At 59.3% G+C, this 12,371-nt stretch carries 14 protein-coding genes; 8 read left to right on the plus strand and 6 right to left on the minus strand.

What is annotated here, in order from left to right; translation table 11 throughout:
* Positions 1–11: 11 nt before the first annotated feature.
* The 5 genes from L379_RS13705 to L379_RS13685 are packed head-to-tail and all read left to right on the plus strand — an operon-like array spanning position 12 to position 4,196.
* A complete protein-coding gene (locus L379_RS13705; protein ID WP_032653250.1) occupies positions 12–1,760 on the plus strand; it encodes a sulfatase in 1,749 nt (582 codons plus the stop codon).
* Between the two features lie 4 nt (positions 1,761–1,764).
* Positions 1,765–2,622: an aldose epimerase family protein gene (locus L379_RS13700; protein WP_032653252.1), complete on the plus strand. Its 858-nt coding sequence runs from the start codon at positions 1,765–1,767 to the stop codon at positions 2,620–2,622.
* 56 nt (positions 2,623–2,678) lie between these two features.
* Positions 2,679–3,563 (plus strand): MurR/RpiR family transcriptional regulator, encoded by an 885-nt coding sequence (locus L379_RS13695; RefSeq protein ID WP_032653253.1) that lies wholly within the window; start codon positions 2,679–2,681, stop codon positions 3,561–3,563.
* Positions 3,544–3,939, plus strand: coding sequence for a YidH family protein (locus L379_RS13690; RefSeq protein ID WP_032653256.1), 396 nt, complete (start codon positions 3,544–3,546; stop codon positions 3,937–3,939). Before L379_RS13695 ends, L379_RS13690 begins: the two co-directional genes overlap by 20 nt.
* Entirely contained in the window at positions 3,936–4,196 is a 261-nt protein-coding gene (locus L379_RS13685) for a DUF202 domain-containing protein (RefSeq protein WP_050595163.1), read from the plus strand. Before L379_RS13690 ends, L379_RS13685 begins: the two co-directional genes overlap by 4 nt.
* Before the next feature lie 32 nt (positions 4,197–4,228).
* On the opposite strand, the gene gdhA is transcribed toward L379_RS13685, so the two are convergent.
* Entirely contained in the window at positions 4,229–5,572 is a 1,344-nt protein-coding gene (gdhA, locus tag L379_RS13680; protein WP_015570765.1) for an NADP-specific glutamate dehydrogenase, read from the minus strand.
* A gap of 225 nt (positions 5,573–5,797) precedes the next feature.
* Between gdhA and L379_RS13675 the strand changes: the two genes are divergently transcribed.
* A complete protein-coding gene (locus tag L379_RS13675) occupies positions 5,798–6,070 on the plus strand; it encodes a YnjH family protein (protein WP_003857857.1) in 273 nt (90 codons plus the stop codon).
* On the opposite strand, the gene L379_RS13670 is transcribed toward L379_RS13675, so the two are convergent.
* On the minus strand, positions 6,030–6,446 hold the full coding sequence (locus L379_RS13670; protein WP_017384679.1) for a pyrimidine (deoxy)nucleoside triphosphate diphosphatase: 417 nt from the start codon (positions 6,444–6,446) through the stop codon (positions 6,030–6,032). The two genes, L379_RS13675 and L379_RS13670, sit on opposite strands and share 41 nt — an antisense overlap.
* 75 nt (positions 6,447–6,521) lie before the next feature.
* Between L379_RS13670 and L379_RS13665 the strand changes: the two genes are divergently transcribed.
* Together L379_RS13665 and L379_RS13660 are read left to right on the plus strand one after the other, a co-directional pair.
* On the plus strand, positions 6,522–7,094 hold the full coding sequence (locus L379_RS13665; protein WP_032653260.1) for a carboxymuconolactone decarboxylase family protein: 573 nt from the start codon (positions 6,522–6,524) through the stop codon (positions 7,092–7,094).
* Entirely contained in the window at positions 7,084–7,701 is a 618-nt protein-coding gene (locus tag L379_RS13660) for a CDP-alcohol phosphatidyltransferase family protein (protein WP_017693605.1), read from the plus strand. Before L379_RS13665 ends, L379_RS13660 begins: the two co-directional genes overlap by 11 nt.
* Here L379_RS13660 and L379_RS13655 read toward each other — a convergent pair.
* The 4 genes from L379_RS13655 to L379_RS13640 form a co-directional block, all read right to left on the minus strand.
* Complete coding sequence (locus L379_RS13655) at positions 7,698–9,005, minus strand: sulfurtransferase (RefSeq protein ID WP_023303512.1); 1,308 nt, start codon at positions 9,003–9,005, stop codon at positions 7,698–7,700. The genes L379_RS13660 and L379_RS13655 overlap by 4 nt on opposite strands.
* 73 nt (positions 9,006–9,078) lie before the next feature.
* Positions 9,079–9,699 carry an ATP-binding cassette domain-containing protein gene (locus L379_RS13650; protein WP_032653261.1) on the minus strand — a complete coding sequence of 207 codons (621 nt, stop codon included), beginning with the start codon at positions 9,697–9,699 and terminating at the stop codon, positions 9,079–9,081.
* Positions 9,699–11,228, minus strand: a complete 1,530-nt coding sequence (locus tag L379_RS13645; RefSeq protein ID WP_032653262.1) for an ABC transporter permease family protein — start codon at positions 11,226–11,228, stop codon at positions 9,699–9,701. Before L379_RS13645 ends, L379_RS13650 begins: the two co-directional genes overlap by 1 nt.
* A complete protein-coding gene (locus L379_RS13640) occupies positions 11,201–12,370 on the minus strand; it encodes an ABC transporter substrate-binding protein (protein WP_074174254.1) in 1,170 nt (389 codons plus the stop codon). The genes L379_RS13645 and L379_RS13640 overlap by 28 nt, the downstream gene beginning before the upstream one ends.
* Position 12,371: the final 1 nt, after the last annotated feature.

Consider the following 12,371-nt stretch of genomic DNA (forward strand, 5'->3'; position numbering starts at 1 on the left):
AGAGACGTCTTATGAAAGCAGTCATGTTGATGTTCGATACGCTAACCCGTAATCATCTTGCTCCCTATGGCGGCGACGCGATTACCCCCAATTTTACCCGTCTTGCGCAGGAGTCTGCGCAGTTCGATCGCTTTTACGTGGGTAGTATGCCGTGCATGCCCGCCCGCCGGGAACTGCATACCGGCCGCTATAATTTTTTGCATCGTAGTTGGGGTCCTGTGGAGCCATACGACTTCTCAACCTTTCAGGCTATGCGTGAGGTAGGGATCCATACTCATCTGGTGACTGACCACAAACACTACTGGCGAGACGGCGGAGCCACTTACCATACCCGCTACACTACCTTTGAGTTTATTCGCGGGCAGGAGGGGGACTGCTGGAAAGGCCAGGTCGAAAAACCGACCATTAACTGGCAGGGTCAGGAGGATGAAGAAACCCTGCGCAGGCGCAGCGGACGGATGACCCAGGATCTCATCAACCGCGCAGCGATGCCGGGGCAGGAAGAACACTATACGCATCGTACCATTCAGGCGGGCATTGAATTTCTTGAAACCAATCAGCACCAGGATAACTGGTTTTTGCAGATCGAATGTTTTGATCCCCATGAGCCATTCTTTGTACCGGAAAAATACCTCGCGCAGTACGGCTGTACTGCCGATGAATTCGACGGCTGGGTGCCGTATTACTGCGGCGCGCCGGGCGGGCAGAATGAGGAAAAGGTTCGCAAGTTTTACCAGGCGTTGGTCACCATGTGCGATGACTACCTTGGTCAGGTGATGGATAAACTGAAGGCGCTGAACCTGTGGGAGGACACCCTCTTTATCGTCTGCACCGATCACGGTTTCCTGCTCGGCGAGCACCAGTGGTGGGGCAAAAATATTATGCCGGTCTATAACGAAATCGCGAATACGCCATTTTTCATCCGCGATCCACGTAGCCGCGAACACGGAGTGAGGCGGCAGGCGCTGGCGCAGACTATCGATATTCCCGCCACGCTGCTCGACTATTTTAATCTGCCGCGCCCGGCAACGATGACCGGCCGGCCGCTGGGTGAAGCAGTGGCGCATGACAGGCCAGTGCGAGACTACGCCCTGTTCGGCTATTTTGGCGGCCACATCAATATCACCGATGGTAATTTCGTCTATATGCGCTGTCCTCGGGAAGAAGGTAAAGACAGTCTGTACGAATACACCTTAATGCCAACGCGTATCGACAGCATGTTTAACGTCAGCGAACTGCAAAATATTACGCTTCATCCGGGGTTCGATTTTACTCAAGGGGCGCAGGTGATGCGGATCCCGGCGACCTTCGGCTACCTCAACCCGTGGCGATTCGGCGATAAGCTGTTTGATCTGCATGCCGATCCGGGACAAATGGTTTCGCTTGCGGACAGCGAAAAAACGCTGCATTACGCACAGGCGATGCGCGCGATGATGCAGGCGCATGATGCACCTTCCGAGTTATTTGCCCGTTTCGAACTGGACACCATTAGCGCATCGCGCGAGGCGGCCTTCGCCGGGCGCTGGTCACGGCTGAATTGCCTGGCCGAGTGCGAGCATCATGGTGTGGAAGAAGCGCTGCGTTTTATCCTCCATGCCGTGAAGGCGCGTGGGGTTGCCCATAATGATTTGCTGGCGCATTTCCCTGCGGGGAAAACACTCCGCGACGACGATATCTTTACCCTGATCGACGCTTTTTTTAGTGGCGATCGGCACCGGGCATTGGTTTACCAGACCCGACTATTGTTACGGACAGAATAACGGCATGTGGACACTTGAAAACGAACGTTATACCGCAACGGTGCAGGCCACAGGCGGTGAGCTGGTCAGCCTATGGCACAAACAAACGCGTACTGAGCGGCTATGGCAACCGCAGGCGGCGGTCTGGAACCATACGGCCACGCCGTTATTTCCGGTGGTCGGGAGACTCATACACGACGGGCTGTGGCTGGACGGCGAATTCTGGTCACTCCCGGCACATGGTTTTCTGCGCGAGCAAACGTTCTGTTGCGTTGAGCAGACGTCGGATGCGCTGACGCTGGAAGCCTGCTCCACGGCGCAGACACTGAAACACTGGCCGCGCCGCTGGCGGGTGCGGCAGGCAATCACTCTCGACGGCGGTGGACTGACTTTTCGACAGACGGTCTTTAATGACGACAGCCGAACGTTGCCTTACTCGGCTGGCTGGCATCCTGGTTTCGCCCTGGCCATTGCCTCCCGCCCCGGCTGGTGGGTGGAATTTAGCGCTGCGGTAAGCGGGCCGTTCTTTACTTGCGATCGCACGCTAAACACTGGCGGGCAACAGCGGGCTACAACACGATTTGCGCTAACGAGAGCATCTTTTGCGGCGGGGGCCGTCTATTTCGGCGAATGTCAGCGCAGGATTATTTCTGTTCGTGCCCCCGACGGTTCGCTCGCCTTAACGCTGGAGACGGGCGAACAGCCCTGGCTGGCCTTGTGGGGCGTGCCGGGGGCCGATTTACTCTGTATTGAGCCGTTAGCCGGTACCACCGATGCACCGGATGCCGACGGACAGACGATGAATAAACGAGGTATGCGGCATCTGGCCGCGGGAGAAAGCCAGACTTTTACCGTCCGGTTGCGCTTTACGGTGGACGCATGAGCGGGGGATTGCCAGAATACGGGCAGTCTTTATCGCAAAAGGAGCGAAACGTCGCCATGAGCGTGAATCGGGAAAACGTGCGGGTCTATATCAGCAATATTTTGGGGGGCTTAAGTGAGACCGATCGCCGTATCGCCGGGTTTATTCTTGAGCAACCGGCTCAGGTGGCACAGATGCCAGTAAGCCGGCTGGCGGAGGCGATTCAGGTCAGTGAGGCAACGATCGTGCGTTTTTGCAAAAGGATTGGCTATGGCGGCCTGCTCGATCTCAAGGCAGCGCTGAAACGTGAATTGCTTGAGGAGAGTGAGCAGCCGTTGCCTGTCTCGCCGGACATTTTCCTGGATGATTCACGAAATGAAGTGGCGCAGAAAATTGCGCTAACGCTGGAGACGACAGTAAAAGAAACCATCGGTCTGCTCGATATGAAAGTGGTGCATCCGGTGGTTGACCGTTTCCTGACGGCCAGCCGGGTGCTGTTTGTTGGTTTCGGCGCATCAGGCCTGTCAGCCATGGAAGCCAGGGACAAAATGAACCGTCAGGGAATTGACTCAGAGGCTTACACCGATCGTTTTACGATGACCCTTAAGCTCGCCAATCTTAAGCCGGAAGATCTGGTCGTAGCCTTTTCTCACTCGGGCGAAACGCCAGAGGTGGTCAACGCTTTCCGGCTGGCGCGTAAGGCCGGGGCGCATTGCCTGGCGATTACCCATAACCTCCAGTCGCCGCTGACCGAGCTTGCCGATAACTGGCTATTAACCTGCGGCAGCGCAGGGCCGTTTCAGGGGGATTCTATCGCCACACGACTTTCTCAGCTTTTTATTATCGAATTCCTCTGCACCGAAATCACCCGGCATAATCTGCGCGACAGTGCGTCAACCGGGCTTTCTATAAAAGAACTGTTGATTAAGGAAAGAATCAAACGTGAGTCTTCAGGAGAATAATTCGTCATTTCCTCCACGCCCGCGCGGTAAATGGTGGCTGGCGGGCAAAACGCCAGACTACCGGTTTACGCTGGCAAATGAGCGTACCTTCCTGGCGTGGATCCGCACCGCGCTGGCCCTGATGGCGGGGGCAGTGGGGATTGAACAATTTTCGCCTCAGCTTTCCTCCGTTGCGTTGCGCACCATCCTTTCCGCGTTGCTGCTGTGCGTAGCATCAGCGTTGGGGATCATCGCCTGGCGGCGCTGGCGTCACAATGAATATGCGATGCGGCTGGGGAGCGATCTACCCTATACGCGCGGATTACTTCTGCTGGGGGGATTTATCCTGTTGTCAGGATTGCTGCTTGCGGTATTGCTGTGGCAGGGGGCGCCGTGAATCGCGATCCAGGACTCCAGCCAGAGCGAACGTTGTTGGCATGGCGTCGTACCGGATGGGCGACGCTGGTTCCGGCGCTGCTCTGTCTGCGTCACTGGCTACGCTTCGGCGAAGCGCTGCATATGGTGAGTGCTGTATTGTTGCTGGCTGTGGGGCTGGGGATGTTATGCGGCATAATGCGCAGACACAGCGTTGTTTCGCTGCTGGTTAGCGGAAGTGGCGCGCTACTGCTGGCCGGAATAGTGGTACGTTTCTAGCCCGGCGAAACATATCGCCGGGCGAATCGCGGTTAGATCACACCCTGTCCGATCATCGCATCGGCCACCTTCACGAACCCGGCGATATTCGCCCCGCGCACGTAGTTAGTTTGCGAGGCCTCGCCGCCGTACTCCACGCAGGCGTGATGAATATCGAGCATGATGTGGTGCAGACGGGCATCCACTTTCTCTGCCTTCCAGCCCATTCTCGCGGCGTTTTGCGCCATTTCCAGACCGGATGTTGCCACGCCGCCAGCGTTCGCCGCCTTGCCTGGCGCAAACAGCACGCCCGCGTCCAGGAACAGGTCGGTCGCTTCAATAGTGGTGGGCATATTTGCCCCTTCCGCTACCGCTTTCACGCCATTGCTAATCAGCGTCCGGGCGGCATCCACGTCCAGTTCGTTTTGCGTCGCGCACGGCAGGGCGATATCCACCGGCACGCCCCACGGCTGTTTACCTTCCAGATAGGTCAGGCCAAATTCACGGGCATAATCCGCTACCCGACCGTCACGGCTGGCTTTGATTTCGCACAGACGCGCCAGTTTTTCTGCCGTAAAGCCAGCTTCATCCACCACGGTACCGCTGGAATCGGAGGCGGTCACTACGCGCGCGCCAAACGCCATCGCTTTCTCGATAGCGTACTGCGCCACATTGCCGGAGCCGGAGACCGCCACGCGCATCCCCTCGAAGCTCAGCCCGTGACGCTTAAGCATCGCTTCGGTGAAATAGACCAGACCATAACCCGTCGCTTCCGGGCGAATCAGGCTACCGCCAAACGACAGACCTTTGCCGGTAAAGACGCAGGCGCTGTTGTTGGAGAGCTTTTTCATCATCCCGGCCATAAAGCCCACTTCACGCCCCCCCACGCCGATATCCCCGGCAGGAACGTCGGTGTCCGGCCCAAGGTGGCGATAGAGCTCAGTGACCAGCGCCTGGCAGAAGCGCATCACTTCGCCTTCGCTCTTGCCTTTCGGATCGAAATCACTCCCGCCTTTACCGCCGCCCATCGGCAGGGTAGTGAGCGCATTTTTAAAGGTCTGCTCGAAGCCGAGGAATTTCAGAATCGACAGGTTCACCGAGGGGTGGAAGCGCATCCCGCCCTTAAACGGCCCAATGGCGGAGTTAAACTGCACGCGCCACGCGCGGTTGACCTGCACCTGATTGCGGTCGTCCACCCACGCCACGCGGAACTGGATGACGCGCTCCGGCTCTACCAGACGTTCAAGCAGCGCCATCTGACGGTAACGCGGATTTTCCTCAAGGAAGGGCCACAGGGTGGTCATGACTTCACGAACGGCCTGGGCAAACTCGCTTTGGTGCGGGTCGCGCTGCTGAACATGGGCAAGAAAGCTTTCCAGAGAGCGTGTCTGATCCATAGATATAAGAACCTCTTATAATAATTTATGCGTGTGGCGTAGATGTTTTGTGTCGTTTTTTTGACTATACCACCCGCACCGCTTTGAGAGGCAAGCAGAAATTTATGCCGCAAGGGAAATTAATGACAGGGCGCGCGTCATAACCAAAAGCGATGACGAGATAAATTAAAGATCCCGTCCGGATCGACCGTTATAGATATAAACGATGCAAAGGAAATAAAGTCTATGAACCGTTACGCAATGGCCGCGTTATGTTTGATGGTGTCCGCCGGGGCACAGGCTGACCGCATTCGCCCGGATGTCGAGGTCAACGTGCCGCCAGAGGTTTTTAGCGCTGGCGGCCAGCGTGCGCAGCCGTGTAATCAGTGCTGTATCTATCAGGATCAAAACTATTCCGAAGGCGCAGTAGTCAGGGCAGATGGCGTGCTGTTGCAGTGCCAGCGTGATGAACGCACCCTCAGTACAAATCCGCTGGTCTGGCGTCGCGTAAAAGAATAAACGCTTCCAGCAGCGGTATATCCGCCGGGGCTAAAGCATACGTGAACGCGTCTTCTGGCGTGCACCATACCAGCGCCGAGTGATAATGCGCCTTCAGCTGACCGCTAAATTCAGGCACATGCCAGGCGTGGAGGTGAATCAGCCGCTGCGACACCTCCCGCTGGTGGCTTGCCACATACCGCGCGGGCACGGCTTCAATGCCGAGTTCTTCGCGCAGTTCGCGGATCAGCGCTTCCGGCTGGGTCTCACCGGCTTCAACCTTCCCGCCTGCAAATTCCCACATTCCTGGCTGATCGGCATGTTCGGGACGCTGCGCCAGCAAAATCTTGCCCTCTTTTTCGAGGATGGCCGCAACCACATCGAGTGTTTTCAGCATGTTCGTCAATAATTAATAGCGAAAAACGACATATTATCGTGCCCTTCCAAAGAGTCCAGTCATCAGGAGAATCAGGTGAAAGAGACATCCGCCTGGGTTGCGCCCATGGAAACCCTTCCCGTCAGCCTCAGCCCCATCGCCGCCATGCAGAAAAAACACTTCGGCGTGGTGCTGAACCCCACGCGCTGGTGGGGGCGCATGCCGCGTCTTTTCTGGCTGGTGGCGCTGTTTGTCGGCTATCTGGAGCGGCGCAAGGCGCGTTTGACGCCGGTTCTGCGATCGCTACTAATGACGCGGGTCTCGCAGATCTGCCACTGCGCATTTTGTATTGATGCCAACAGCCTGCGTCTGGCCGAACGGAGCGGGGCGCTGGATAAAGTGCAGGCCGTCAGCGACTGGCAAAATTCCACCCTGTTCAGCGAAGAGGAGCGCGCGGCGCTGGCCTATGCGGAAGCGGTCACCGCCACGCCACCTCAGGTGGATGAAAATATCAAAAGTCTGCTGAAGCGCCACTTTACGGAAGAGACCATCACCGAAATGACGGCTCTGATTGCCTTTCAGAATCTTTCCGCCCGCTTTAACGCCGCGCTGGATATCCCGGCTCAGGGGCTGTGCGCCAAGTTTAAAGGTAAACCGCATGCTGGATAAACATCTGCACCCCCGACTGAAACCCGGGTTAAATCAGCTGGCCGCCACGCTGGATAAACCGTTTATCACGCCTGATGGCTTAACGCTCGCCGGGTTTGCGATTGGCGTGCTGGCGTTACCGTTTCTGGCGCTGGGCTGGTATCCGGCGGCGCTGATCGCCATTGTGCTGAACCGGCTGCTGGATGGTCTGGACGGCGCGCTGGCGCGTCGCCGTGGCCTGACGGACGCGGGAGGATTTCTTGATATCGCCCTCGACTTCCTGTTCTACGCCCTGGTGCCGTTTGGCTTTGCGCTGGCCGCTCCGGCTGATAACGCGATCGCCGCCGCCTGGCTGCTGTTCGCGTTTATGGGGACGGGCAGCAGCTTCCTGGCCTTTGCCGCGCTGGCGGGGAAGCATGATATCGACAACCCCGGCTATGCGCACAAGTCGCTTTATTACATTGGAGGATTAACGGAAGGAACGGAGACCATCGCGCTGTTTGTGCTGTGCTGCCTGTTTCCGGCGCATTTCGCGCTGTTTGCCTGGACATTTGGCGCGTTGTGCTGGCTGACCACCACAACGCGCATCTGGAGCGGTTATATCACGCTGAAATCACTTCCCCGCTAGCGTGCGCTTTCCGGTCCGCGCTCCCCGGTGGAGACCGGGTTCTGCGGATGGCTGCTCCATTCGTACCAGCCGCCGTCGTAGACGGCAACGTTCTGCCAGCCCATCGCGCGGGCGTACATAAAGGCTTCAGACGCGCGCCAGCCGGTACCACAGTAAAACGCAACGTGCTGCTCCGGCAGGATATTCCATGTTTTCCACATGGCGGCAATATCATCGGCGCTGCGCATGGTGCCATCCGGATTGTGGAAATCTTCCATGTGGGTCGCGTCGCTGCCCGCATGGCCCCAGCGCGCACCGGCAATCTCACCTTTTGGCTTGATATAGCTGTAGCCGCTGGTTTCACCGATAAACTCTGGCCAGGAACGAATGCTCACCAGCGAGGCGTCCTGACGGTGCAGCATTCCCCGGGCCTGCTCCATATCCACCATCAGCCGGGGCTGGCTCGGGATCGGCGCGCCAAAATCAGGGGCTGGCTTCACCTTTGCAGGCGTTCCGCGCTCAACGGGCAGGCTGGCGTCGGACCACGCCTTCCAGCCGCCATCCAGAATTCGCACATCCTTCACGCCCGCGTAGAGCATGATCTGCGCCACGCGCGCGGCGGCATACACGTCGCGACCGTACAGAATGACGGTGGTATCGTGACGGATCCCGTGCTTCGCCAGCATCGCTTTCAGCTTTTCGTCAGAGACCTTATTCCACAGCGGTTCGCTTTCCACTTCATTGGTGTCGATATAGCCCGCACCGGGAATGTGGCTCAGGAGATAAAGCTTCGGCGCACCCCAGCCAGCCTCGATCACCTTCCATTCTCCGGCTGGTGCGGCGGTAACGGGTTTGCCCTGCTGCAACTGGCGGATCCACTGCGGATAAACCAGCTGTTCGAAATGTGCCAGACGTTGCAGACGGTCGGATTGTTGCAGGGCATCGCTCAGGGTGGAGACGTGGGTAAAGCCCGCTTTCTCCAGCCGCGCTTTGACGGTCTGGTTGTCATCATCGTTGCCATAGAGCGCGACCGGCATGTCTGGCGTAAGCCGATGTTGTTTTGCCCAGCCGCTGAGCTGTTCATCGCTCATTGCCCCAAGCCAGCTGGCAGAGAGATTAAGCGCGGCGGGTTCATGCCCGGACGTTCCGCTCAGGGTCTGCGGCCAGCCGTTATAGAACGCACTGACGCGCGTATCAATTACCGCGCCGTTTTGCGCCTGGAGCTGGTCCAGCGTGAGGGAGTGGGGCATATCAGCCGCCGTGGAGGAGAGTGAGGCGAGGCCGCAGATCAGGGCCAGCGCGGTCAGTTGAGAAACACGTTTCATCGAAAAACCTGACGTCATTAAAAGAGGGGGGCATTGTCGTCTCTCCTGAAGCCAAAAACATTGCGTTAGCACATTATTGCCAGCGAGAAATCTCAATCACCTCGCCGCCGGGCGGAATATCGTCCTCATCATGCGTGACCAGCACCACCGGGATCCTGCGCTGGCGAGTAACCTCGAATACCCACGCCCGGAATGAGGCGCGCAGCGTTTTATCCAGTCGACTGAACGGCTCGTCGAGCAGCAATGCCTGCGGCTGGGCGAGAAGAGCGCGCAACAGGCTGACCCGGGCGCGCTCGCCGCCGGACAGGGTCGCCGGATCGCTGGCGTAGTGGTTTGCCAGCCCGGCAGTGTCCAGGGCCTGTTCTACCGCGTTGCGGCGGGCGCGCCCGACGATGTGCGCCGGCAGCGCCAGCATCAGGTTTTGCCCCACGCTGAAGGCGTCAAACAGCAGGGCATCCTGAAACAGAATGCCGATCCCGCGCGTTTCCACGGGAAGCATATCGCAGCGGCGATCGTTCAGCCACAGCTCGCCGTGCGCCTTAAAATCAGCGGATAACGCCCCCACCATCCAGGCGAAAAGGGTCGATTTCCCGCTCCCGGAGGGCCCCATCAGCGTGACAATCTCCCCCGCCGGGACGAGGAAGTTGACCTCACGGAAGAGTGGCGCAATGGTGAGATTTTTCACGTTCAGCATTAACGTAATCCTTGTCTGTGACGGCCCACGAGCCGGGAGAGCAGCGCGGCAAGGGCAAATACGCTGCTGGTCAACAGCAACAGACCCAGCGCCCGGCTGGCGAGGATCGGAATGCTGCCGCCGCTGCTGAGGGCGACCGCCTCCGTCGTCAGGGTGGTGAAACGTCCCGCTCCCAGCCAGAGGGTCGGCATGTACTGGGCCATGCTCACGGAAAAGCCGGTGGCAAAGGCCAGCAGGGCCGGACGAATCATCAGGGGGCATTTCACGAACCAGAAAATTTTCGCCTGTCGCCAGCCCAGCGTTCTGGCGGTGAGGATAAGCCGGGGATCGAGCCTGCGCCAGGCCGGTTGCAGCACCAGGAGCATCCACGGGAGAACCCAGAGCATATGGCTCCACAGCACCGCAGCGTACTGGCCGTCGATGCCCAGCCACAGCGCCACGGCATATTGCCCGGACACGAGGGGCAGCGCCGGGAGGGCGAGCGGCAGCCAGACCCACACCGCGCCGCGCTGGGGTCCCCACTCAAGCCAGAGCATGAGGATGGCCAGCGCTGTCAGGCTGGACAGCAGTCCCAGTGAAAGGCTGTCGCTGACGGGGCCGATGTCGTCCCGGCGTGCCAGCATCAGCAGAACCAGCGCACAGAGCACGCCGCACAGCGGCAGTAACCCGCCCAACGTCCGTGCGGGCAGCGCAGTATGCGAAGCGCGACGAACTCCGGAGGGGTCACGCTGGGCGCGCCGCCATGCCGTCCAGAAGCCGTATCCCACCGCGGCAAGCGCCGCCAGCAGCAGGAGCAACACCAGACACAGCAGCGTTCCCTTTGTTTGCTGTTGTGCATCACCCTGGGCGAGCCACTGCCAGGCCAGTACCGCCAGCGTAGGCGGGTTGCCTGGCCCGAGCACGATCGCCACATCCACCACGGAAAGCGACCAGGCCAGCACCGCCAGCATGACTGCGCCCAGCGCGGGGGCGATTGCCGGGAGGACGAGCCAGTTGAGCGCCTGCATTCGTCCGTAGCCGAAGGTATGCAGGACAATTTTCTGCTGTGCGAGGCGCTTTTCAGGCAGCGCGGCGTAGATTGCCCACAGAACAAACGCGCTCTCTTTGACCGAAAGCGTCAGGCCAAGCCCGATACCGTAGCGGTCAAGCTGCGGCGAACAGACCGTACAGATCCGGTAAAACTGGCCGCCTTCCGCAAACAGCAGCAGCGCGCTGGTGGCGAAGGCGACGTGCGGCACGGCTAACAGCCACGGCAAACGGGTGCTAAGGCGCTGCCAGCCTTCACCCGGCCAGAGAAGCGCAAGCAGGATCAAAGCGATAAACAGAGAGCCCAGCGTCGCGATAAGCGTGGAAACCAGCGTGGCGGCCAGCGCCTGCGGCAGCTGCGGGTCGGCAAACAGCGTCGCCCAGTTGCCGGGAGAAAACGCCGGGGCCAGTAGCATGCCGCTGGCGGGAAGCAGTGGCAGATAGATGACCGCCATTGCCGCCCAGACCAGCCCGCTTAGCGGGTTCCGTAGCGGCGAAGCCATTCCTGCTCCAGGGCGTTAACCCAGGCGGCGTGCGGTTCGGGAAGTACATCAGGCGTGCCTGAGGGGGTAAAGGCGCGAAGCTGTTTTGCCGCTTTCGCAGGCAGTTTTTCGCCATCCAGTACGCTCGGGTCACCCCAGATGGCAGGATTAGCTTTGCGGATCTGCGCCTGTGGTGACAGCAGGAAATTCGCCACCACTTTCGCACCTGCGCTCGCGCTGGCGTTTGCCGGGATGGCGACAAAATGGACGTTGCCGATCATGCCTTTGAGAAAGCCGAAACTGTAGCTGTCGGCAGGCAGTTCACCGCTCGCCACCTTTTGCATCGCATGGGCGGGGTTAAAGGTGAGCGACAGGTTCAGGCTGCCGCTGGCCAGCAGCGTATCCATGCGCGCAGGCGACGGAGGAAAATCGTTCCCTTCGCGCCACAGCAGGGGGTGCAGCGTATCAAGGTAATCCCACAGCGGTGCGGTGACCTGCGCAAAGGTTCTGTCTGGCGCGTTTTTTAACGCCTCCGGATGGGCGGTCAGCGCCAGCAGTAGCTGCTCAAGAAACGCCGTGCCGGTAAAATCCGGCGGTCGCGGATAGCTCACCTTGCCAGGGTGCTGTCGGGCGTATACCAGCAGCGCGTGGGGATCTGCCGGTGGTGTCGGCGTACTCGCTTTACGGGCGATAAAGGTTAATTGCGCGCCGCCCCACGGGGATTCTGCCCCATCGGTCGGGATGGCAAAATCTTCCGTTACCGGTTTACGGGTATCGACGTAGCGCCAGTTGGGCAGGGTTTGCGCCCAGCCGGTGAGCAGCAGGTTTGCCGCTTTCAGGTTGCGGAAGTTTTCCCCGTTTACCCAGAGTAGATCCACCGACCCGTTACTGCTGCGTCCTGCGGCATGTTCCGTCTGGATCCGCTTCACCGCGTCGGCGGCATCGGCCAGATGAACGATCTTCAGGTTGACGGCGTAGTGCGTTTTCATCTCGCCGCTTACCCAGTCGAGGTAGCGGTTAACGGCCTCGTCACCGCCCCAGGCGTTAAACCAGACGGTCTGCCCGGTGGCCTGTTGCTGAATGGATTGCCAGCTCTCTGCGGCGAAGGCAGAGGTTGCCAGCAGCAGACTCGTCAGAAACGCGCAAAAACGCACCCGGCGCATA

Origin of the sequence: Enterobacter sp. MGH 33 (genome assembly GCF_000534535.1) — a bacterium.
Lineage (GTDB): Bacteria > Pseudomonadota > Gammaproteobacteria > Enterobacterales > Enterobacteriaceae > Enterobacter > Enterobacter hormaechei_C.

Bases quoted from the DNA above. Each gene is read 5' to 3' on its own strand.
- L379_RS13705 (WP_032653250.1), top strand. From the start codon at position 12: ATGAAAGCAGTCATGTTGATGTTCGATACGCTAACCCGTAATCATCTT.
- L379_RS13700 (WP_032653252.1), top strand. From the start codon at position 1,765: ATGTGGACACTTGAAAACGAACGTTATACCGCAACGGTGCAGGCCACA.
- L379_RS13695 (WP_032653253.1), top strand. From the start codon at position 2,679: ATGAGCGTGAATCGGGAAAACGTGCGGGTCTATATCAGCAATATTTTG.
- gdhA (WP_015570765.1), bottom strand. From the start codon at position 5,572: ATGGATCAGACACGCTCTCTGGAAAGCTTTCTTGCCCATGTTCAGCAG.
- L379_RS13675 (WP_003857857.1), top strand. From the start codon at position 5,798: ATGAACCGTTACGCAATGGCCGCGTTATGTTTGATGGTGTCCGCCGGG.
- L379_RS13670 (WP_017384679.1), bottom strand. From the start codon at position 6,446: ATGCTGAAAACACTCGATGTGGTTGCGGCCATCCTCGAAAAAGAGGGC.
- L379_RS13660 (WP_017693605.1), top strand. From the start codon at position 7,084: ATGCTGGATAAACATCTGCACCCCCGACTGAAACCCGGGTTAAATCAG.
- L379_RS13655 (WP_023303512.1), bottom strand. From the start codon at position 9,005: ATGAAACGTGTTTCTCAACTGACCGCGCTGGCCCTGATCTGCGGCCTC.
- L379_RS13650 (WP_032653261.1), bottom strand. From the start codon at position 9,699: ATGCTGAACGTGAAAAATCTCACCATTGCGCCACTCTTCCGTGAGGTC.
- L379_RS13645 (WP_032653262.1), bottom strand. From the start codon at position 11,228: ATGGCTTCGCCGCTACGGAACCCGCTAAGCGGGCTGGTCTGGGCGGCA.
- L379_RS13640 (WP_074174254.1), bottom strand. From the start codon at position 12,370: ATGCGCCGGGTGCGTTTTTGCGCGTTTCTGACGAGTCTGCTGCTGGCA.